General features: G+C 36.9%; 22 protein-coding genes, 5 pseudogenes and 1 riboswitch. Of the genes and pseudogenes, 21 read left to right on the forward strand and 6 right to left on the reverse strand.

Annotated features, from left to right (window positions below):
• The first annotated feature begins 31 nt into the window (after nt 1-31).
• The 5 genes and pseudogenes from CIL05_RS10770 (at nt 32) to CIL05_RS10790 (ending at nt 2,311) form a co-directional block, all read left to right on the forward strand.
• Nucleotides 32-433, forward strand: coding sequence for a VOC family protein (locus CIL05_RS10770; RefSeq protein ID WP_439144839.1), 402 nt, complete (start codon nt 32-34; stop codon nt 431-433).
• 223 nt (nt 434-656) lie between these two features.
• The gene (locus CIL05_RS10775) at nt 657-848 is read left to right on the forward strand and encodes an SRPBCC domain-containing protein (RefSeq protein WP_095655549.1); all 192 of its coding nucleotides are present in this window, start codon (nt 657-659) and stop codon (nt 846-848) included.
• Between the two features lie 74 nt (nt 849-922).
• Nucleotides 923-1,153, forward strand: a pseudogene (locus tag CIL05_RS10780) (PEP-utilizing enzyme); the annotation flags it as partial.
• 145 nt (nt 1,154-1,298) lie between these two features.
• Nucleotides 1,299-1,715: an NAD(+)--rifampin ADP-ribosyltransferase gene (gene arr, locus CIL05_RS10785; protein WP_095655550.1), complete on the forward strand. Its 417-nt coding sequence runs from the start codon at nt 1,299-1,301 to the stop codon at nt 1,713-1,715.
• 299 nt (nt 1,716-2,014) lie between these two features.
• On the forward strand, nt 2,015-2,311 hold the full coding sequence (locus tag CIL05_RS10790; protein WP_095655551.1) for a hypothetical protein: 297 nt from the start codon (nt 2,015-2,017) through the stop codon (nt 2,309-2,311).
• Nucleotides 2,312-2,625: 314 nt separating this feature from the next.
• Here the strand turns inward: CIL05_RS10790 and CIL05_RS10795 are convergent, their stop codons facing one another.
• Nucleotides 2,626-2,949 carry a hypothetical protein gene (locus CIL05_RS10795; protein ID WP_095655552.1) on the reverse strand — a complete coding sequence of 108 codons (324 nt, stop codon included), beginning with the start codon at nt 2,947-2,949 and terminating at the stop codon, nt 2,626-2,628.
• Nucleotides 2,950-3,041: 92 nt separating this feature from the next.
• The gene (locus tag CIL05_RS10800) at nt 3,042-3,206 is read right to left on the reverse strand and encodes a WCX domain-containing protein (protein WP_240510178.1); all 165 of its coding nucleotides are present in this window, start codon (nt 3,204-3,206) and stop codon (nt 3,042-3,044) included.
• 171 nt (nt 3,207-3,377) lie between these two features.
• Here CIL05_RS10800 and asnB point away from each other — a divergent pair, with 171 nt between their 5' ends.
• From asnB to CIL05_RS10835, 9 genes are all read left to right on the forward strand, one after another.
• On the forward strand, nt 3,378-5,228 hold the full coding sequence (asnB, locus tag CIL05_RS10805; protein WP_095655554.1) for an asparagine synthase (glutamine-hydrolyzing): 1,851 nt from the start codon (nt 3,378-3,380) through the stop codon (nt 5,226-5,228).
• 435 nt (nt 5,229-5,663) lie between these two features.
• Entirely contained in the window at nt 5,664-5,843 is a 180-nt protein-coding gene (locus CIL05_RS10810; protein WP_240510169.1) for a DUF2187 family protein, read from the forward strand.
• 275 nt (nt 5,844-6,118) lie between these two features.
• Complete coding sequence (locus CIL05_RS10815; RefSeq protein WP_095655556.1) at nt 6,119-6,730, forward strand: MFS transporter; 612 nt, start codon at nt 6,119-6,121, stop codon at nt 6,728-6,730.
• 9 nt (nt 6,731-6,739) lie between these two features.
• Nucleotides 6,740-7,543, forward strand: coding sequence for a nucleotidyltransferase domain-containing protein (locus CIL05_RS10820; protein ID WP_095655557.1), 804 nt, complete (start codon nt 6,740-6,742; stop codon nt 7,541-7,543).
• 286 nt (nt 7,544-7,829) lie between these two features.
• The gene (locus CIL05_RS22915; protein ID WP_369126505.1) at nt 7,830-7,910 is read left to right on the forward strand and encodes a JAB domain-containing protein; all 81 of its coding nucleotides are present in this window, start codon (nt 7,830-7,832) and stop codon (nt 7,908-7,910) included.
• Between the two features lie 119 nt (nt 7,911-8,029).
• On the forward strand, nt 8,030-8,170 hold the full coding sequence (locus tag CIL05_RS10825; RefSeq protein ID WP_095655558.1) for an FbpB family small basic protein: 141 nt from the start codon (nt 8,030-8,032) through the stop codon (nt 8,168-8,170).
• A gap of 1,432 nt (nt 8,171-9,602) precedes the next feature.
• Nucleotides 9,603-9,755 carry a hypothetical protein gene (locus CIL05_RS22215; protein ID WP_165769105.1) on the forward strand — a complete coding sequence of 51 codons (153 nt, stop codon included), beginning with the start codon at nt 9,603-9,605 and terminating at the stop codon, nt 9,753-9,755.
• 340 nt (nt 9,756-10,095) lie between these two features.
• The gene (locus CIL05_RS22615) at nt 10,096-10,344 is read left to right on the forward strand and encodes a substrate-binding domain-containing protein (RefSeq protein WP_240510170.1); all 249 of its coding nucleotides are present in this window, start codon (nt 10,096-10,098) and stop codon (nt 10,342-10,344) included.
• Nucleotides 10,345-10,627: 283 nt separating this feature from the next.
• The gene (locus CIL05_RS10835; RefSeq protein WP_095655559.1) at nt 10,628-10,819 is read left to right on the forward strand and encodes a DivIVA domain-containing protein; all 192 of its coding nucleotides are present in this window, start codon (nt 10,628-10,630) and stop codon (nt 10,817-10,819) included.
• Between the two features lie 245 nt (nt 10,820-11,064).
• Here the strand turns inward: CIL05_RS10835 and CIL05_RS10840 are convergent, their stop codons facing one another.
• Nucleotides 11,065-11,334: a hypothetical protein gene (locus tag CIL05_RS10840; RefSeq protein WP_095655560.1), complete on the reverse strand. Its 270-nt coding sequence runs from the start codon at nt 11,332-11,334 to the stop codon at nt 11,065-11,067.
• Nucleotides 11,335-11,624: 290 nt separating this feature from the next.
• Complete coding sequence (locus tag CIL05_RS22220; RefSeq protein WP_165769104.1) at nt 11,625-11,798, reverse strand: lipoprotein; 174 nt, start codon at nt 11,796-11,798, stop codon at nt 11,625-11,627.
• A 460-nt stretch (nt 11,799-12,258) separates the two neighbouring features.
• On the opposite strand from CIL05_RS22220, the pseudogene CIL05_RS10845 reads away from it, so the two are divergent.
• The 7 genes and pseudogenes from CIL05_RS10845 to CIL05_RS10870 all read left to right on the forward strand — a co-directional run.
• A pseudogene (locus CIL05_RS10845) lies at nt 12,259-12,936 on the forward strand (VOC family protein); the annotation flags it as partial.
• A 203-nt stretch (nt 12,937-13,139) separates the two neighbouring features.
• Nucleotides 13,140-13,526 (forward strand): annotated as a pseudogene (locus CIL05_RS10850) (recombinase family protein); the annotation flags it as partial.
• Nucleotides 13,527-13,927: 401 nt separating this feature from the next.
• A riboswitch (TPP riboswitch) is annotated at nt 13,928-14,027 on the forward strand.
• Nucleotides 14,028-14,139: 112 nt separating this feature from the next.
• Complete coding sequence (locus CIL05_RS22225; RefSeq protein WP_165769106.1) at nt 14,140-14,280, forward strand: hypothetical protein; 141 nt, start codon at nt 14,140-14,142, stop codon at nt 14,278-14,280.
• The gene (locus tag CIL05_RS10855) at nt 14,273-15,049 is read left to right on the forward strand and encodes an ABC transporter ATP-binding protein (protein ID WP_095655562.1); all 777 of its coding nucleotides are present in this window, start codon (nt 14,273-14,275) and stop codon (nt 15,047-15,049) included. The genes CIL05_RS22225 and CIL05_RS10855 overlap by 8 nt, the downstream gene beginning before the upstream one ends.
• Entirely contained in the window at nt 15,046-15,786 is a 741-nt protein-coding gene (locus tag CIL05_RS10860; RefSeq protein ID WP_095655563.1) for an ABC transporter permease, read from the forward strand. Before CIL05_RS10855 ends, CIL05_RS10860 begins: the two co-directional genes overlap by 4 nt.
• A complete protein-coding gene (locus CIL05_RS10865; RefSeq protein ID WP_240627131.1) occupies nt 15,786-16,820 on the forward strand; it encodes an ABC transporter substrate-binding protein in 1,035 nt (344 codons plus the stop codon). Before CIL05_RS10860 ends, CIL05_RS10865 begins: the two co-directional genes overlap by 1 nt.
• 171 nt (nt 16,821-16,991) lie before the next feature.
• A pseudogene (locus tag CIL05_RS10870) lies at nt 16,992-17,372 on the forward strand (recombinase family protein); the annotation flags it as partial.
• 411 nt (nt 17,373-17,783) lie between these two features.
• Here CIL05_RS10870 and CIL05_RS10875 read toward each other — a convergent pair.
• Together CIL05_RS10875 and ggt are read right to left on the reverse strand one after the other, a co-directional pair.
• On the reverse strand, nt 17,784-18,101 hold the full coding sequence (locus CIL05_RS10875) for a hypothetical protein (RefSeq protein WP_240510171.1): 318 nt from the start codon (nt 18,099-18,101) through the stop codon (nt 17,784-17,786).
• A 417-nt stretch (nt 18,102-18,518) separates the two neighbouring features.
• Nucleotides 18,519-20,293, reverse strand: a pseudogene (gene ggt / locus CIL05_RS10880) (gamma-glutamyltransferase).
• Nucleotides 20,294-20,303 lie beyond the last annotated feature (10 nt).

A 20,303-nucleotide genomic window follows, 5' to 3' on the forward strand; every position in this document is an offset into this window, starting at 1 on the left:
AACAAAAAGCGTGCTGAAAGACCATCACACTGTGACACCATACATCATTATCAAGGATGCTGCTAAAGCCATAACGTTTTACAATAAAGCGTTTGGAACAGCTGAGTTGATGCGTGTAACAAGCGACAGCGGAAAGGTTCAGCATGCAGAGATCAAGATTGGAAATTCGCCAATCATGATTGTTGACGAATTTCCGGAATACCCGATTATGCAGAGTCCACAGTCATTGGGGGGAGCTGCAATGCATATTTTCCTATATGTCGAGGACGCTGATGCTCTTTTTGCACAAGCTATTGATGCAGGTGCAAAGGAACTGGAGGCTGTAAAAAATCATTCAGAAGGTGATCGGCGTGGGGGAGTTATTGATCCATTTGGGCATATTTGGTGGATCGCTACTCATCGAAAGGATGTGCCGCTAGAGGAAATACAATAGCACTAAGTCGATTAAGTTTTAAATAGATGGAAAACCAGAGTTTTTATAGAAGCGAATCGACGTATCTACAAGCTACAATCGAACCTTTCAAGGAATTAAATTCCTGGTAGGCACAATACGCGAACTGTGGGAAGAAAGATTCGGATACTTGGATCGTTATTTTCAGGATCTACAAAAGAGTAGAAACAAAAAGAGTGATAGCTAAATTACTAGAGGGATAAAAATGTTAACTCGAGTCGAAGTAACCTGTACTTTCAATGCTTCACGTGAACTGGTGTTCAAGGCATTTACCGAATCAGAGCATTTAAAGAACTGGTGGGGGCCAAAGGGTTGGATGTTTAATGTTTCTAATAGTGATGAAATGTGGGTTAAATTTGTATACAATGAAATTCTTCCACCAGAGAAAATCGTTTAAACCAGTTTCTTTTCTGATGAGGAAGGTAACATTGTACGTGCACCCTTTAACGAAAATTGGCCTATGGAAACCCTGAATATGGGGATATATTAGTCACCTCCTTTACGGATCCCAGCTGGACACCATTGTTTGTATCCATCAAAGGACTAATCACCGAAGTTGGCGGTCTGATGACCCATGGAGCGGTGATCGCACGTGAATACGGCCTGCCTGCAGTTGTCGGAGTGGAAAATGCTACGAAGATGATCAGTGACGGACAAAAGATCAGGGTGAATGGAACAGAAGGGTTTATAGAAATACTATAATTGCATTGTATTTAAATCATAAAAGAAGAATATTCAAATTAGAGAAATCATTGATATCATGGTGCTTTGCGGTCTATGGTAACAGCTCTGTCACTAGGATTTATAAGAGGGCAGTAACTAAAGAAAATATAAGGAGTGTATTAGTATGAATGACAAAAGAGATGTCTTAGATAATGGTCCTTTTTTTCATGGTACTAAAGCAGAACTAAAAATTGGAGATTTATTAGAAGCCCAATACTTATCAAATTATCAAGATAAAAAATCCAACTATATATATTTTACCGCAACAGTAGATGCTGCTAAATGGGGCGCTGAATTAGCAATATCTAAATCAAAGGAAAGAATTTATATTGTAGAACCATTAGGTAATTTTGAAAATGATCCGAACGTAACTAACAAAAGATTTCCTGGAAACCCAACACGTTCTTATAGGTCTAAATCTCCTTTGAAAATTATAGCTGAATTAGGTTCATGGGAAAGACATTCCGATGAAGAAATAAATCATATGCTTACATCTTTAAAAAAGTTACGTGAACAAGGAAAAGCTATAATGGACGATTAATCAATCCCTGAGGGAATCCTTTTTAACATAATGGCACGGTTTTTTTAGTGAAGAACTGGGCGGACTGCTTAGTCAGCAATTGCGCCCAGTATAAGACTTTTTCATGGTTAACTTCCTGTGATAAAGAATTCTCTTTTCATGATTTCTCATTTTTACTTCTATTTTTAGTGGAGTGGCAGGATGGTATGGGCATAAATGACGGATATCACCGCTTCGTAAAACTCTACCTGATTTTTCCAGCTCAGCTGCTAACTTCCGGCATTGCAATCAGTATATATGGATAGGTAGCTGGGTTTCCGTTGCTTCAATATTTCCCAATTGTCGGTGTTTTCTTAGGCGGCATCCAGCTACATTACTGGCGATCGTCACCAACAAGAAAATCACATTGGATTGTAGAACATATTATTGGCATGCTCTCATGCTGTGTAGCGACTGTTACCGCATTTACCGTTGTTGGAGCCCCAAAGCTGCTTCAGATAGATGCAGTAAGTTTAATTGTATGGGTGATCCCAACCATCGTTTTTGTGCCACTTATTATTGGTTTTACAACCTACTTTACAAAAAAATGGATGGAAAGAGAATTGCATCATGAGTAATCATATGGATCGTTAGTTTTCGTAATACTCTGGCTTCTAGGTGCAATTGTAGCCAATATTTTCTTGCTTCATTTGTTCCTAGACCGTTCGTTACTTCTTTTAGCAGTAATACTTGTCCTCACTCATGGTTATTTGTTGTTCTATTACAGAAAAAACTTTATGGGTATATTGGAGAGCAGACCAAACCCTTCCAACAATCGCACTTGATACCCATCCAACTTAACATATCTTGTTCAACTGGAGGCGTTAATTTATAGGAAGGTGCTTCTTTAGCAAGATGGGTATGATAATAGAATAAAGCAAAAAAGGGAGCACTAGTCCTCCCTTTTGAATATCCAATTAATTAGATATTTCCCTTGCTCGAGTGTTACTTGGTCGCAAGATATACCCTTGAGAATTGAGCGCCAAATAGAAATTAACACAATTTCTATTGGTAAGTCTTTATTAGAGTTTATGTTAGATAGAAATGCTTCTATCTTACCCTTTTTATTATTGGGAAATTCTTCACTAATTAACTTATAAATGCTATTTTTCACTGCAAAGTTTAAACCAGTGATGAGTGCAGCCTTCAGCGCTTCATCTGTCTGGTCAAATATAGAAGCAGCTCCCTCCATTCTATCAATAATTCTTTGTTCCATTTCAGCTCTAATTACCTCATAAAGATTAGATTTCGAATCGAAATGGTGATAAACTGCACCAGTAGTATATTAACTTTTGATCAACATGAATATCACTTTTCATGCTTATAAAATGCTACAACACTTTCAGCCTTTTTAAGAATCTTATCGTGTAATTCTTTTGGTTCAATTACCTTTATTTTATCTACAAATCCCAATATATAGCCCTTCGCCTCATCTTCGGTATCAAAAGAAAGCTTGAGTTCTATTTTTAACATCAACAATTTGAACAAATCGAAAATTTTAGCCACGTTAAGATAGACGGCATAACCTTTACCCACATTTCATAATTAGGTGAATTACCTTACAATTTTTTAGGTCATATTAAGGCTTCATAAAGAATATTAATACCAGATGACCTTAGTAAAAGTTGATGGAGGGTGATGTAGATGTGCGGTTTCTTGGGAAGAATGAAAAACTGCCCTGACCAATATAATGAAGTGATTGAGCCGATAGAACAGATTGATTACATCCATAATCGTAGCCCTGACGATTATGCGGAATTTTCTGATGAATATTTGCATGTTGGATTCAGACGTCTTGCCATTATTGATCTTGAAAAAGGAAGTCAGCCAATGAGTTATCAGGATGACCGCTACTGTATCGTGTTTAACGGAGAAATATATAATTATATTGAGCTGAAGGAAACATTGAAAACAGAAACGGATACTTTCACAACAGACTCGGATACCGAAGTCATCCTTGCCTTGTATGATTTAAAACAAGAAAAGGCACTGGAAGAACTGCGTGGAATGTTTTCTTTTGTAATTTGGGATCGAATGGAGCAGAGGCTATTTGCTGCAAGGGACTCTTTCGGAATTAAGCCTTTTTATTACATAGAAACAGATGACTATTTTATTTTTGCCTCAGAGAAAAAAAGCCTGATTGCATTTGAAACAGACAATCCAGTTTCCCAAGAAGCTCTGCAGCATTACCTTTCTTTTCAATATGTCCCTGAACCCCATACAATTTCAGGTGAAATACAGACATTAAAAGCCGGGCATTATTTGACTAAAACACCAGGTGAAGACCTAAGTATCCATCAATATAATGAGCTGATATTTCATCCTGTAAATCAACCATTTACTGATCTTGTGAATGACACAAGACTTGTTTTAGACGATTCTGTTGAAAAACACATGCGAAGTGACGTTCCGGTTGGAGCATTTTTGTCTGGAGGTATTGATTCCACAAGTATTGTAGCATTAGCAAAGCAGTATAATCCAAATATCAAAACATTTACTGTTGGGTTTAGACATAAAGGATTCAGTGAGATAGAGGCTGCAAAAGAAACAGCTGATAAATTGGGGGTCGAGAATATTCACAAAGTCATTACACCTGATGAATTCATAGAAACACTGCCACATGTGGTGTGGCATATGGATGATCCTGTCGCAGACCCTGCAGCTGTTGCACTGTATTTTGTCGCAAAGGAAGCCAGTAAGCATGTAAAGGTTGTATTGTCCGGTGAGGGCGCAGACGAAGTATTTGGTGGGTATAACATTTACAGGGAGCCACTTGCTTTAAGGGGATTTCGCTATCTTCCGGGGTTTACCAGAAAGGTGTTGCGTCAGCTTGCTTTGCTTCTTCCCGAAGGCATGAAAGGTAAAAGCTATCTTTTGCGTGGAACAACTCCATTATCCGAACGATATATTGGCAATGCCAACATTTTCAGTGAAATAGAAAAAAAGCGGTTATTATCTGATTATCGGCAGGATGTGAAGTTCACTGATATAACAGGTCCGCTTTTTAAAGAAGCCAGAAATTATGACGATTCATTAAAAATGCAGTATATTGATATTCACACTTGGCTTCGCGGTGATATTTTAGTTAAGGCAGACCGCATGACAATGGCTCATTCACTGGAACTACGCGTTCCTTTTTTAGATAAAGAAGTGTTTAAGCTTGCAAGTGAGTTGCCTGTAAAATCAAAGATTGCCCGGGGGACGACAAAGTATGTATTAAGGGAAGCCATGAAAGGCATTGTACCTGATTCTGTGCTTACACGAAAGAAACTCGGCTTTCCTGTACCGATTCGTCATTGGCTAAGAAATGAAATTTTTGATTGGGCGTATAACATCATTCAGAATAGTCCTACTGAACAATATATTAAAAAACAGGAAGCACTTCATTTACTGGAGCAGCATGCCTTAGGGAAAATGGATTACAGCCGGAAAATATGGACAGTACTTATGTTTATGTTATGGCATGAGCTTTATCCCGGATGTAACGGGAAGTAAGACCCCCTAATTCAAAATTTGTGAAGACAAAGATGTTTAGGTGGGGGATCAAATGTTGAAATGGGATACCATTGGACGGGAAGACTATGGCCAGCATAGTTGGGATAGAACCAACCTCATTTATTAAAATCATCATAACTTCTGTGAGTGACATGTACTCCACATGTCTATTAGGATAAGTTCCAAATGTTCGTATGAGAGTTATATTGGGCTAGACGAACAAGAAATAAGCAATTCGAAATTCGGCAACCAAATAAAACATCAAAATTGTCATGTAATTATAATGTTTTCTTTAAACTTCTTTTATCTTTTAATGTTAACTAGGAATTATAATCCTAAAATAGGAGATTTTATATAAGATGTTTACGTTGGATGTTAAATTGTAAAAAGAAATTGAATATCCAACAGATACTTTATGTAAAGGTGGGGAATACATTGGAAATAAATAATATTGCAGGAATCGGTGATGAAATTTCTTTTAAGTCCGGGATAAAGGGCGTTGTCGAAAAAATCTACGATAATTCAGTGATCGTATCCGTTACTGAAAATAATACCGATCTGGAGTTTGAAGGGAACAAGACAGTCGTTGGACATAAAAACTATGACGTTATCTGATAGATTATAGCCATGAAAGGGCGCCTCCCCTATCGGGAAAGCACCCTTTAGCCCTCCAAGACTCGCTACGAGCGAATGTCTAGTTCTTACTCGACGGGAATCCCGCCCGCTATATGATACGACCTATACTCGGCCGCACAGGCACCAGTTTTTTACCGCAAGATAAAAAGGCTCCCTTCTACTCGACTAATGGAGGAAGGGTCACGGAAATGATCAAATTATTTTTGCAAGAATAATCCATTCTAAATTTTCGACTCAATAAGGAGGTCGCCCTCATGAATCTTCGCCGTCATAAAAGTTTTGTCCGTTTCTGGATAGCCTCAACAGCATCGTATTTCGGCACTTATATAACCTCGCTGGCTCTCCAGGTTTTAGTCGTAGTAAATCTGCATGGAACGGCAGTAGATGTGGGTTGGGTGAATGCATCCGGATGGCTGCCGTATGTACTGCTCGGTCTGGCCGTAGGTGTTCTTATTGATCGAATTCACCGGAAACTTGTATTGGTGGTAACCGATATAGGTCGGGGCATTCTGCTCACGATGATTTGCCTGACAGCGGTATTCGACGTCATCAGCATCGGTTGGCTAATGGTCATTATGATACTTTTTGGCATCCTGTCTATATTTAATGACGCTGCCTATCAATCTCTTGTACCCGAAATCGTTCCGCGTCCATTGCTGATACGGGCTAATGCGCGGCTGGAGCAAAGCGCTGAGGTTGCAGAAACGAGCGGACTGAGCCATAAAAGAAAACGTGTATTTAGAAAATGGTCAATGACAATTGAAAATATATATAGTGATGGAGAGAATAATGCAATTAACAATATCAATATGTGGAAAAAAACAAATAGAAAAGATTTAAAAATGCTGGATTTTGAGAAGGGGTAGGAGATAGAAGTGACAATTTTAAAAGCTGGATATGGTCTGGATCCAAACGGATTTATAGTCAGTGATGTGAGTATAGAAAAAATTGAACATGTCTATATGCTATGTATTCAAGAATCTGTTGAGGGTCTAAAGAATTTGTTTCACCAACAATTGCACAGTGTTTATGTGTATGGCAGCGTAGCTAGAGGTGAAGCTGTTGCCCTTAAATCAGATTTAGACCTTATCGCTATGTTTGATGGCAAACTCAGTTCCGTTAAGTTGGCTGAAATAAAGAAACTTGCTGGAGAACTATCCGGGAAGTATCATTCTCTGGTTCGTGATGTTGGTATCGCCGTAGCATATTACGACTATGCGATGGATCCCTCAAATTATTATGAAAATGCATTTCTTAAGGAACTTTGTGTTTGTGTATACGGAGCGGATGTAGGAGAGGAATTTGGTCCGTACAAACTTACATCAGAGATAGCCATCCGATTCAATGGTGATATTTATGATGCTCTTACCCGGTCGTTAAATAGGTTAAAAACAGCTTCAGCTAAAGATTTTAAAACAATATCACAAAACTTCTCTCGTAAACTCATTCGAACATATTATTCAATGGTAATGTTGCGCTCTCAGATTTGGACAACACGACTGTATGAGCAATCTGAAGTCTTTATCCACCACTTCCCAGATAAAGACTCTATTATTCGTACACTAATAAATTGGATAGATGAGCCGTCAACTGACTGTGAGACTGTATATGAGTTGTTTAAGAGCGAGGGAGAGTGGGCTAGTGCGAATTTTGAACATGAAGCCCGCATTTCTTCTTGATTATATGCATGCTTCATACACTTGAAGATTGAGACTTCTTGGCTAGGTTCGTTAAAATAAAAGTGGAAATTAGAGGGAGACTTCTAATGAAACGGAATTATTGGTTTATTACATTTCACCACGATGGCAGTAACTCGTGGCACAGAAAAGAATTTGTGCCATCGGGTACTGCTTTTCTGTGGGAAGGAGAATATTATGGGGATTATCAAAGAGGCAAGGGAAGCGGTCGGCAGCTATATTTCTGTTGATGATCATGAGATAGTAAATACCATAGATTTATTATCTGTTGTTCGGTATTGATCTACTTGATCATATTATTATTGGAGACGGTCAATTCGTAAGTTTAAAAGAATTGGGCTGCATATAATGGTTAATTTATTGTATTATGTGTGTTCTTTAAAAACGTAAAATTCAAAGTTTCATAAAGTATTCACAATTTTCCAGATGGAAATGGGGTATACTACATTAAAGTAAAGGAGTGATTTTATGCGACCAAAATCAAATTTTGAACGACTTGTTCAACAAAATAGAGAAGAGCTTTTAGAAGATAAAAAGAGATTGTCACAATTAGAGCTTCAAATAGAGAAAAAACATGAAATATTGGCAACGAAAAACAGGGTTAACTAAAAAAGTACCCTGTTTTATTTTTGTATTCGACTATTAAAGAAAATCTTAAGTATGCTTATAATAAATGACCACTTCACTCGATTATTCCTTACATATGTCATCACATTCTTTATTACTGGGAGTGTCAGCATAAGCATTATATTTTTTAGGTATTAAACCATCATAGTCAAAAATATAGTTCTCATAATTATCCCACTCCTTCTATTCACAACCTCCAACTAAATAACCTGTTAATTTAATTTTCATTAAAAATCTCCTCCTGTACATAATATCGAAATAAGTTGTATTGAAGGGGCTTAAAAATGAATTTATTTATTTTGTGATGAGGCTTTTTAAATAAAGATTAATAATTTATAAAATAGTTTAATAAAACTACGTTGACATGCTGGATTCCTAAAATCAACAATCCAGCGAGATCCTATTGTTGAATATTGACATGGTTTTAAAGAGAAAATTATGGTTAAGGTGTGAACGATTGGGCATTAGAGTCACCGGCAGCGGAAATTATCATTGCTAGTTATTTTGCCCAGGCGGTGGTCAAGGTCAGGGGAGCATTCCTATCCCTCCCGGCGTGTTTGTTCTAGGGGGAGGCCAAGGACAGATAGGTTTTAATTCTATTTATAAAAATAAAACCGCATGAAATCAGGATTTTTATAATTGATTTCATGCAGTTTATTCATTTTTTGTTTATTAAACGGCTGCTTTATTGAATAAACATCTAAGAGGTGTACAAGTTGCGAAATCGTGGTATAATAAATATATATAATCATACAATATTAAAAACCGCCCCATGCGAGTAACATGGAGCGGTTACAATAGACCAACCCCATCAAGAGGGGTGGGCGCCTTAGGAATAATCCCTCAGTACCTGACCAAAGACACATGAGGGATTATTTTTCATTTTTATTGGACACGATAAACGCAATTAACATGCCGAAAGAAATCATCAGCGTTAATACATCTTTCATATCCATAAGCGACACCTCCTTCCATAGGAAATATCCCGGAAGGTAAATTGGTGCGCCAACCCCTCATGTGAAGCCAATCTATTGTAAATTCAATCATAACATATCAAAGCATTCGTTCCTATAATTATTTAACAAGTTAAAATTATTTGGCTAATATATAATCATAGTTATTTTGTTAAGAGTTCCCTTTTTGTAAAAAGTCGTTATACCTTAATAGATGGAGATTCGGCAAAAAAAGTTTTGTGTTTAGCAAAACAATTATTTTTGTACGCCCTTCATATAGTTCGATGCATTACGGGTGAGGATGAATGGGTGAGTATAGTTCACCAAAATGACTAAAAGATAATTAAAAAAACTTTGTATAGCTCTGGCTATGTATTTTTTAATGGTTTATAAAAAGCTGATTGATTCTTTAGTGGGAATTTATCGGCTTTTTTTATTTTTAAAAAAAAGGGAGGTTCTGCATGATTAAAAAACAGAAAAAGGTTTACATTGCTTATTCTAATGAGCAAAAAAAGAAAATCTTTGGTCAGAAAGGGAAGGCGTTATTTTTACTTAAACGACCAAAAAGTGGTCCGAAGAATAAGTACAAAAGAAGCACATCTAATTTTTCTTAGGATTACTGCTGTAGATGTAAAGTTCAGGGGCATGGGTTCTTTTTAAAACATGAGAAAGGGTGTAATTTCTAACAATTTTTGAGAGTGAATGATTAAACTTGTAAATCATGGACCGTCTTCCGCCAATCCTCAAAGCGTTTAAATATCAATTTCCCAACGTAAGGGTCGTCTTTTAGCCGGCACATTCTGACGAAATGGCCAGGGAACAGCTATTCGAGGGGGCTCTTGATTGTGCCTTCATTATGGATACATCGAAACCTGGAAATGCTTTAAGTATAGAGTCCCTGACCCGGGAAAAGATTAAAATGGTTGCTGCCTCAGATCATCCATTACTGAACAAATGTTTAGGAGCATCGAAGCCATCGAACAATGTGTCATTGCAAGACTTGGCATAGCCGTACTGCCCGAAATGGCTGTCGAGTCAGATATTAGACAGGGAAGGATGGAGGAATTGGCATGGAAAAACACTTCACCACCTGTTTTTACCAAAATTTCCTGGCATAAGGATAAATGGATACCACCACCGTTACAAGCCTTTATAGAATTAACCCGTGAAACCTTTAAAGAAAATCAGTCAGATAAAGGGTGATTTTTTTGTATTTAGAGGGATATAATCCTGCATGTCTTTTTTACTATAACAGAATGGATGTATCAACAATAACTGCCATATAAAATACAATGCTTGTTCCGTTATCGGGTCCGATTGCTCAAGAAAAAACACTCAATTCTCGAGCCTATTGTCGAAAAAGCATAATGAATGGTTGAAATGATTTCGAGATGGAGAAGAAAAAGTGGATGAAGATAGTAACTCAATGATTGTGGTTGTAAATTAAAAATCTAAAATTATTTTATAAGACACGGAGGCTACTAATATGGATAAAAAACAAGCTAACTTTTCTGCAATGGATGTTCATGAAATGAGGTTCAAACGATCATTTCGAGGTTATAACGAAGATGATATTGATAATTTTATAGACAAGGTTATAGAAGATTATGGAACGCTTAATAGAGAAATTGATCGCTTAAAAAATGAAGTGGATAAACTAAAAAAAGGATACAGATAAAGAAGAAATAAGCGATTTTAAGCAAACAGGCGCGATTGTGAAACAAAGAGGAAAAGGGATGATACATATTAGTCATGTATAATATGTATCATCCCTTATTTTTTATGACATTTTATAATTTAGGTCTTGCCATTGCACACTGCCGGATGGTGTACCAGCACTATTCGGTTATCTTATTTGTTGATTATCTTATCTAATGTATACTTTATTTCCGAGTTTTTCACTGAAACTATCCGTTAAATTTATTATTCATTATTTAAGTTGTTGCCTGCCTGCTGTGGTGTATTACTGCCACCAACTGCGTTTGTAAGTTGTTGTTGCATACTCTGGTTATTTCCAATGTTTTGTTGAGGGTTTGTCATTTGTTGAACGGTTGGATTGTTCATTAAATTAGAAAATTGCCCAGTCAAACGCTGAAATGTTCCGTTTTGAACCCCTCTTGTAATACCATAGATTGCAGCACCCGCAACAGCTGTAGTAATTAAAGTTGTCATCATACCTTGACGATTGTTCATATTTTTATCATCCTTTATTTTGTTTTGTTGTCGAAATATTGTTCCTAACCATTGTTAGTTTTTTATAACCATATTAAATATATACTGTTTTTTTCCATTCTTTGCAGTAGGCAGGCGATTAAAGTCCATTCATTTTAGGATGACTGATTTCTTGTTGGTTGAAAAGTTATCTAGTCAAGATTTTGAACTCTAAAATGAAAAGATACTCTGTACTGCTCTACATTTTTACGTTCTAGTTTTGTTTTATCGAATTCATGAAGCCCTCAACTCGAAGACTCCATGAATATTGATTATTGAATTCCGGTATCATCCATTTTTTCTTTCATTTCGTTTTGATCTTGTTGTTCAGAAGGTTCTTCAGATGGGTCTGGCTCCTGTTCATCTTGTTCTGTACCACATCCAAACAATAATCCAGTAGAAAGGATTGCTGTAACCATACCCAAGGTCAATTTTTTAAGTTTCAACTAGCTCACCTCACTTAAGTAATCTTTATGCGACCTTTATTTTTTCCAATATCTCGAATCCTATTCTTAGAAGAGGGGAATTATAAAGGAAGCTTTATGTTTTAATGGGGCGGGAAATGAATATATATTTTGGTTATCCTAATAATAGGTGATAATTGTGAAAGCTAATGAAAACGATTATAAGAAGTTCAGTGATGCCATTGACAAAATTCAAGAGGAAAATGATGTCATGTTATAGATTTTTATGACTTTTTGTTTTTAAGTGTAGTGAAGTATTTTACATAAAATATCAAGCATAATTCCATTTTGAACTTTTCGAAAATTTAAAATGGAATTATGCTTGATTGTATAGTTCTTAAAAAATTTAAAGAAAGTGTCATTACAGATTTTATGTCTTTTATTGGTTGCAATTTTTTTACACCATCACTTGACTTGTAAAATGAAAATGGAGGAATTATTTATGTATACAATCCCTGGACATCATCACATTTCAATGATCACAAAAAATGCAAATCAAAATAATTACTTTTACCGCCATATGCTTGAATTACGTCGTGTGAAAATGACAGTGAACCAAGATGACCCATCTATGTATCACTTATTTTACGGAGATAAAACAGGAAGTCCCGGAAGTGAGTTGTCGTTCTTTGAAATGCCTCAAGTTGGACGCACCTATAGTGGTACGAGCGCAATTACAAAAATTGGACTACTCGTTCCATCAGAGGCAAGCCTATCTTATAGGAGAGCGCGTTTTGAGGAGTACGGTGTACAGCATGGTGATATCAACACTTATGCCAATCGACCTGCCCTACACTTTGAAGATCCAGAGGGCTTACGTATGGTGCTGCTTGCATCAAATGGAGAGAAAATTGAGTTCTGGGAAACATGGGAGAAATATGCTATTCCTGAAGAACATCGAATTCAGGGAATGGGTTCTGTGGAAATGACAGTGAAGAGAATTGATAAACTAGCGCGTACACTAACAGACATGTTTGGCTATTCGGAAGTAAGTCGTAAGGAGGATGAAGCGATTTACCTGTCTGTCGATGGTGAGGTTTTTGGAGAAATCGTTGTGAAATTTTTGGATGGTCCAACTGAAAAGCCGGTTCGTGGCAGCATTCATCACTTAGCTATAAAAGATTAAGTTCAAGTTCGATGGATTCTTCCATAATAGGGCGCGATTGTTAAGTAAAACAGGTAGAAAATAATCCAATTATTTTATAAACCAATATTTTGTAACACATTTATTTACTTTCTTATGGTTGACACTTTCAAACTCAAAAGCGCAGCAATGTCATTTGTAGAATAAATTAATTGCTTTTCTGTATCAGAAGCTAGGTGGTAGTTGTAACAAAATTAGATCGATTTGCTCGTTCAAGTTTAGATGGAATAAATATTATTAAAGATTTATTTGAATGTGGTGTAAAGGTACATGTGTTAAATATGGGGATTGTGGAAGATACTCCAACTGGAAGATTAATTTTTAATATTATGATGGCATTTGCTGAATTTGAAAGAGATATGATTGTTGAACGTACACAGGAAGGTAAAGCCATAGCAAAACAAAATCCGGACTTTCGGGAAGGGAGACCTAAGAAGTTTATCAAGAAGCAAATTGAACACGCTTTGCAGCTGTTAGAAGAAAATTCATATAAACAGGTAGAGGAAATGACTGGAATATCTAAGAGCACACTTATTAGAGCTAAAAGAGAACGAGAGGTAATTTAAGAAGTGAGACACCCACATAAATGCCATTTGCTTTTACTTAAGTTTGATTTTTCCATAAAATGCAGGTTTTTGTTTTAGTTTTTATCAAACTTTATTCCAAAACAACACATGATACATAGATTTTGAGCAATCTTTTAAGCTATTTAATCGAGATAACCTATAAAATCAATAATAGGGAGTCTCGTAAATCTTATTCATAAGTGTGGTGAGTTGATTTGCAATATGGATAGGAAAGCGGTTCTATATTAAATCAGGATCTGCAATCACAAATTGAACAATTAAAAAAAGAAGGTTGTAAAATGAGTAGGTAGGAGATGAATATGAATCTATATTTATAATTACATATATTAATATTGATTTAAATGGGTTATTATGCGAAAATAAGAATAAATAAAACTTAATATATACACTAGGGGTGCTTTTTAGCTGAGAGAGGCTGTTGTCTTGACCCTTGAACCTGCACTAGATAATGCTAGCGAAGGGAAGTGTTACATAATTTATGATATGACTATAAAAAGTGTATTAAATATTGGTCAACTAAATTCATAGTATAAAAAAATGTGTAACCACTTCTTTCAATAGAAGTGGTTTTTTCATTTTGGGAGGAACAAAAATGGAATATGCATTACATCAATTGATTTCAGAAGTAGAAAAGTGGAACGAGGAATTGATTCAATCAAAAATATTGGTACCACGGGGGTTTGTTAACTCATTAGTAGAATACAAGAATAGGATGTGGGCGACAAATGAGTAGGGCTGTATTAACATTTCAAGATGTTACTTTCCATTATCCATCAGGGAATCTCATACATAAACATCCCATATTAGAAGATATCCATTTTCAGGTAAATGCTGGAGAATTTGTGAGTATTATTGGGGCAAGCGGTTCTGGAAAGAGTACGATATTTCGCTTGATTACGGGCCTTGAGCAACCGATAGAAGGAAAAATTTATTTAAATGGAAAAAGCATGTCAAATCAATTAGGACAAGTTGGTTATATGCCTCAGCAGGATTTGTTAATGCCTTGGAGGACTGTGATGGATAATGCTATCCTGCCTTTGGAAATAAAAGGAGTGAAAAAAGCGGAGGCAATAGATGAAGTGAGAAAACTGCTGGGGGAATTTGGTTTAGAAGGTGTGGAGGATGCTTTCCCAAGTGATTTATCTGGGGGAATGAAACAACGTGTCTCCTTTTTAAGGAGTGTGTTAAGCGGCTCTAATATTTTATTATTGGACGAACCATTCAGTGCATTGGATGCAATCACTCGCTTAAATATGCAAGAATGGCTACTTGGACAATGGGAGAAACGGAGGAAAACGATTCTATTTATTACACATGATGTGGAAGAAGCGCTATTTTTATCAGACCGGATTTTCATCCTGGAGCAAGAGCCTAATCCTTCTTTAAAAGAGGTGCATGTTCCATTAAGACGTCCCCGCAATGTTCGTGATCTAACAAGGACGGAAGTTGTAATAATGAGAGGGCATTTAATCGATCAGCTTCGTTTGAAGGTGAAAAAATGAAGCATTATATATTTTCGACATCACTTGTTTTGCTCATACTCATCGGCTGGGAGGTTGGTGCACAGATTTATAATAAAAGTTACATCTTACCAGCACCAACAGATATTTTATTGAAATTATGGGAATTAAAAGGGATTCTATTATTAGAGCATCTTCCGGCAACATTACTGATTATGGTAATTGGACTGGCAATCTCTCTTTTGATTGGTGGAGGTCTGGCAATCTGGATGAATAAGAGTCAGCTGCTTGAGAAGACATTTTATCCGATTATTATTACGTCACAGACGATTCCGATTATTGCGCTAGCGCCGATTTTCGTTCTGTGGTTTGGCTATTCGATTTGGAGTAAGGTGGTTGTGACGGTGCTCATTACATTTTTTCCAATAACGGTCAGCACTTTTGATGGACTTAGGTCTTCGGATAAGGATATGAAGGAATTACTTTTTACGATGGGTGCATCGAAAAGGGATATATTTTTTAAATTGGATATCCCAACTGCCCTGCCATCATTTTTCTCAGGGTTAAAAGTTGCTGTTACATTAAGTGTCATAGGTGCAGCGATTGGTGAATGGCTAGGTGCTCAGGCAGGGCTCGGTTATTTTAGCAGGCGAATGATGACCCAGTTTGATGGTGCAGGTGTATTTGCACCGATTCTTCTCCTGTCGATTGTCGGAGTTTCATTATTTTTATTCGTGACAAGCATAGAAAAGTATTTTTTAAAATGGAGGAATAGATGATGAATAAAGTTTTTGGTACGATTTTAGGATTTATTTTAGTATTGCTTTTGGCTGCTTGTGCTAATGGCAGGGAAAATTTACCTGAGGAATCAAAGGATACAGCTGGAGAAGAATCAATTAGTCAGGAACTAACAGAAGTAAGTATTATGCTTGATTGGTTTCCGAATGCTGTGCATAGTTATTTATATGTAGCACAGGAAAAGGGTTATTTTGAGGAAGAAGGTGTAAAAGTTGATATTCAATTTCCGGCAAATGCCACAGATCCATTAAATTTGGCAGCAGCTGGAAAAGTGACATTGGCTTTGTACTATCAACCGGATGTTATTATGGCTCGTGCCAATGAAGGTGTTCCAGTTAAGTCTTTAGCTTCTATCGTTCGCTCACCACTTAATCATATAGTCTTTTTGGAAGATAAAAAAATCAAGTCACCAAAGGATTTGGAAGAAAAAACTGTGGGCTACCCGGGAATTCAATTGAATGAAGCATTACTTAAAACAATGGTAGAGCATGATTACGGTGATTTTAGCAAAGTAGAAATGATTGATGTTGGATTTGAACTTAATTCGGCGATAATTACGGGGAATACGGATGCCGTTATTGGGGCATTTATTAATCATGAGGTACCGGTGTTAGAACAAAAGGCTTATGATGTAAATTCTTTTAATCCAGTTGATTATGGTGTACCCGAATATAATGAAATTGTTCTTATCACAAGTGATGAAACATGGAAGGAAGAAAAGGAAGCAATCCAATCTTTTTGGAATGCAGCTGAGAAAGGCTTTGCATTTATGAAAGAAAATCCAAATGAAGCATTGGAAATATTATTAAATAACCAGGATGAAGCAAATTTCCCATTGGATGAGGAAGTGGAAAAACAAAGTCTTAAGGTATTATTGCCAAAGATGGAAGTTGGTGGTACAGTATTTGGTTCACAAGATGAGGAAAAATGGAAAGAGGTAAGAGACTGGATTTATAATGCTGGTTTAATTGAAAGCAAGCCTGAAGTAAGTGAGATGATTGGGCATTTGGAATAAGTGGATATTGAGTAATTTAGCATAGTACTAACAAAATTACTGTTGTCCATCTAAACAAAAAGAAATAGCCACCTCTGCTCGCCAAAGTAAGGTGACTATTTCAATAGCTATCTAATTTTGGCCAGCCACTATTATGCAGTGTATGTTACCGAGGCTTTATTCTTCACGCACTCTCGATCAATAGCTGATGGAATTAATACCGTTAAAGAACTATTTGAAAAAGGTGTAAAGGTACATGTCCTGAACATGGGTCTTGTAGAAGATACACCAACAGGACGTTTAATATTGAGTGTCATGCTTGCCTTTGCTGAATTTGAAAGAGATATGATCGTAGAACGACAAGAATGAAAAGCGATAGCAAGGCAAAAGCATGAATTTAGAGAAGGAAGACCAAATAAATTTAAGAGGAAACATATCGATAATGCTCTAGATTTATTAAAAAACCATTCTTATAAACAGGTAGAGGAAAGTACAGGATTTTCAAAAAGCACGTTGATAAGGGCTAAAAAGAAAAGAGATACGCTAAGCCACAAACATGGGTTTTGCTTTTAGGTCATATTGAATGGTGCCATTATGCATCAGTGTTTACAAAACCTGACCTGAGTTTGTCAGAAGGACTGAATTTACAAATTCAGAATATTCATCTTGTAACACGGGAAATCATAGTGAGAAGAAAAGGGTAAACGAGGGGATTGGTAAGTAGATCATGGCTCACGTGTTAGGCCATTTCTTTTGTTCCAATGCAATCAATAAAGTGATGAACATTCACTATGTTGCAAATCAGTAGATCAGAAGAATCCATTTAAATCATTTTTTTCAAGATAGATTCTTTTTCTTTATCGTAAAATATAAGTTAGCAAGTTATTTGTAGTCATATATAATTCAAGCAAGGGAAATACACCAAAAGCAGAAAATAATCTTTTGGACTTCTACGCTTAAATAAAACGAATAAGGTTAAAACAATCACCTTCTCCGTTTTCTATCATTGAATAATTTAGCTGTAGAAATATCGTTCTTTTCTCTTGAAGAATGAAACTTTTTGTTATCTGTTAATTCTTCCAATTTTCGAACAGCTGATTCAAACTCACTATTTGAAAGCTGTTTCGTAGCTAGAAGGGAACATAGCATTGCGAATGCAATCGGAGTTGTATCCACCTGTACACTTACATCAACATCAGAATTTCCGCTTTGACGGATTAATGATTCATTTAAACTAGTATCAGTAGATAAAACCTTTCTGAAGTTCTCTAATGATATCAGATTATCTTTTGAACTATCCATAGACATACCCCTTTAGGTTTGAAAAGTAATTTCAAAGTGGGATGGATGATCCCACTTCGAATATTAAACATCAAAACTTTGTTCCTGATCCTGGTCTTGATCTTGATCAGAATCTGCTTCAGCACGGACTCTTGACCTGGAGTCAGATTTATGTCTGGTTTGCTACAGCTTGAAATACTCCGTACGATGAATAAATAGGCCACTGAAAAACTACCATGGCTCTCCACGCAAATACCATCCTAATAGTATAAATCATTATTAATTATTTTGATTGTTGCTTCCCATTGTGTAGATCATCTGTTCTCTTTATCAATCCCAGACTCTTACGCATAGTTTACAGTGAATGATTATAATTACTATCAAAGCATTTTTAGAAAAAAGCAGTGCGAACTTTAAATAATTCGCACTGCAATTTTATTATTTTTCTTTTCCCTTTCCTTTCCATTCAACTCCAATTGCTGCACCATCTCTACGGAAGTCTGCTACCCCTTTAAACATTCCGGTATCATGATCAATGAGTATACTTTGTACATTTCCAATGGTAACAGGATTGGTTCCGAAGCTATGTCCCATTCCATTCAGTTCATCGAGAACACTTCCAGGAATGCCATCTTCATAGCGATAGGAATTTAAGTTGTTGGAATATATACGTGGTTCTACAATTGCATCCTCCAGCTCCATGTTGTATTCAATCGTATTGATAATTGTTTGCAGGACAGATGTGATAATGGTCGGCCCGCCTGGTGATCCTACTGTTAAAATTGGCTTGTCATCTTCATAAACGATAGTTGGTGTCATACTGCTTAATGGACGTTTGTTTGGCTGGACCTCATTTGCTCCTCCGGGAATAGCGTCGAAATCGGTTAATTCATTATTCAGCATGAAGCCATGACCAGGCACCATGATACCTGTACCGAAGACTTGTTCGATTGTTGTCGTATAGGATACAACATTTCCAAAACGGTCTGTTACACTGAAATGAGTTGTTTCTCCATACTCACGATCATTTGGCTGTTCGGTTGGCTCATAGTCAGGCATTTCTTCTTCATATTGCCATGGATCCCCTGCAGTTGGGTTTTCATTGACAGAGTTTAAATCAATTAGAGATTGACGCTCTTCAATATAATCCGGATGAAGAAGCCCGTTAAGTGGAACATCTACGAATTCAGGGTCACCTGCATAGGCTGCACGATCTGCATATGCGAGATGCATCGTTTCAGCAAGCAGATGGTATTTTTTCCAGGACTTTATATCATATTGAGATAAGTCAAAATCATCCAGAATACCCAGCATCTGCAATAGGAAAACACCACCTGAGCTTGGAGGTGGCATGCTGGCAATATCATATCCCTGATATTCACCCCAAATTGGTTTCTCAATGGTAACATCATAGTCTTCCAGGTCTTCAGAAGTCATGGATCCGCCAAATTCTTGTACCGTTGAGGCTAATGCATCAGCAATTTCTCCATGATAGAAAGCATCGGCCCCATGAGAACGTATTTGCTTAAATGTATTGGCAAGGTCCTCCTGAACTAGAAGCTCTCCTTCTTTCAGTGGTTCCCCATCTGATAAAAATACTTCTGCTGCAGCACTTTGCATAAGTTTGTCCTGATTATTTTCAATGGCATCAGCGAGAACACTGTCAACTGGAAAACCTTTTTTTGCAAGCTTTATTGCTGGCCTGATTAATTGCTGAAATGGACGGGTGCCCCATCTGTCATGAGCTTCCTCAAGCCCCTTGAGTGTACCTGGTACACCGACAGCAGTTCCTTGTCGAACCCGTTCACGGAAAGGAATCGAGTTGCCATCCTCGTCTAAAAACATATCTGGTGTTGCGCCAGCTGGAGCTCTTTCCCGACTATTGACGATTGTGGTTTCCTCTGTTTCTCCATCATATACCATCATGAAACCACCTCCGCCGATTCCGGTCATCATTGGTTCAGTAACGTTCAGTGCAAATTGAATGGCAATGGCTGCATCAATCGCATTACCACCTTTTTTAAAATATCAGCACCAACTGCGGAAGCTAATGGATGTGATGTGGAAACCATTCCTCCATTGGCTGTCGCAACTAAATCATACTTATCATAATCTGTTTCATACTTCTTAGCTGATCCTGTCTGGGGGAATGTTCCAACGATTAATAACATAGTTAAAAATACGATGACAGAACGGTTAAATAATTTATTCATTATTTTCCTG

The organism is Virgibacillus profundi (assembly GCF_002287375.1).
In the GTDB taxonomy this organism is placed as follows: Bacteria; Bacillota; Bacilli; order Bacillales; family Amphibacillaceae; genus Virgibacillus_K; species Virgibacillus_K profundi.

Bases quoted from the DNA above. Each gene is read 5' to 3' on its own strand.
- CIL05_RS22225 (WP_165769106.1), top strand. From the start codon at position 14,140: ATGGAATATGCATTACATCAATTGATTTCAGAAGTAGAAAAGTGGAAC.
- CIL05_RS10795 (WP_095655552.1), bottom strand. From the start codon at position 2,949: ATGGAACAAAGAATTATTGATAGAATGGAGGGAGCTGCTTCTATATTT.
- arr (WP_095655550.1), top strand. From the start codon at position 1,299: ATGAATGACAAAAGAGATGTCTTAGATAATGGTCCTTTTTTTCATGGT.
- CIL05_RS10775 (WP_095655549.1), top strand. From the start codon at position 657: ATGTTAACTCGAGTCGAAGTAACCTGTACTTTCAATGCTTCACGTGAA.
- CIL05_RS10800 (WP_240510178.1), bottom strand. From the start codon at position 3,206: ATGTTAAAAATAGAACTCAAGCTTTCTTTTGATACCGAAGATGAGGCG.
- CIL05_RS10855 (WP_095655562.1), top strand. From the start codon at position 14,273: ATGAGTAGGGCTGTATTAACATTTCAAGATGTTACTTTCCATTATCCA.
- CIL05_RS22215 (WP_165769105.1), top strand. From the start codon at position 9,603: ATGATTAAAAAACAGAAAAAGGTTTACATTGCTTATTCTAATGAGCAA.
- CIL05_RS10835 (WP_095655559.1), top strand. From the start codon at position 10,628: ATGGATAAAAAACAAGCTAACTTTTCTGCAATGGATGTTCATGAAATG.
- CIL05_RS10860 (WP_095655563.1), top strand. From the start codon at position 15,046: ATGAAGCATTATATATTTTCGACATCACTTGTTTTGCTCATACTCATC.
- CIL05_RS10815 (WP_095655556.1), top strand. From the start codon at position 6,119: ATGAATCTTCGCCGTCATAAAAGTTTTGTCCGTTTCTGGATAGCCTCA.
- CIL05_RS10825 (WP_095655558.1), top strand. From the start codon at position 8,030: ATGCGACCAAAATCAAATTTTGAACGACTTGTTCAACAAAATAGAGAA.
- CIL05_RS10840 (WP_095655560.1), bottom strand. From the start codon at position 11,334: ATGAACAATCGTCAAGGTATGATGACAACTTTAATTACTACAGCTGTT.
- CIL05_RS22615 (WP_240510170.1), top strand. From the start codon at position 10,096: ATGTTTAGGAGCATCGAAGCCATCGAACAATGTGTCATTGCAAGACTT.
- CIL05_RS10875 (WP_240510171.1), bottom strand. From the start codon at position 18,101: ATGGATAGTTCAAAAGATAATCTGATATCATTAGAGAACTTCAGAAAG.
- asnB (WP_095655554.1), top strand. From the start codon at position 3,378: ATGTGCGGTTTCTTGGGAAGAATGAAAAACTGCCCTGACCAATATAAT.
- CIL05_RS10865 (WP_240627131.1), top strand. From the start codon at position 15,786: ATGAATAAAGTTTTTGGTACGATTTTAGGATTTATTTTAGTATTGCTT.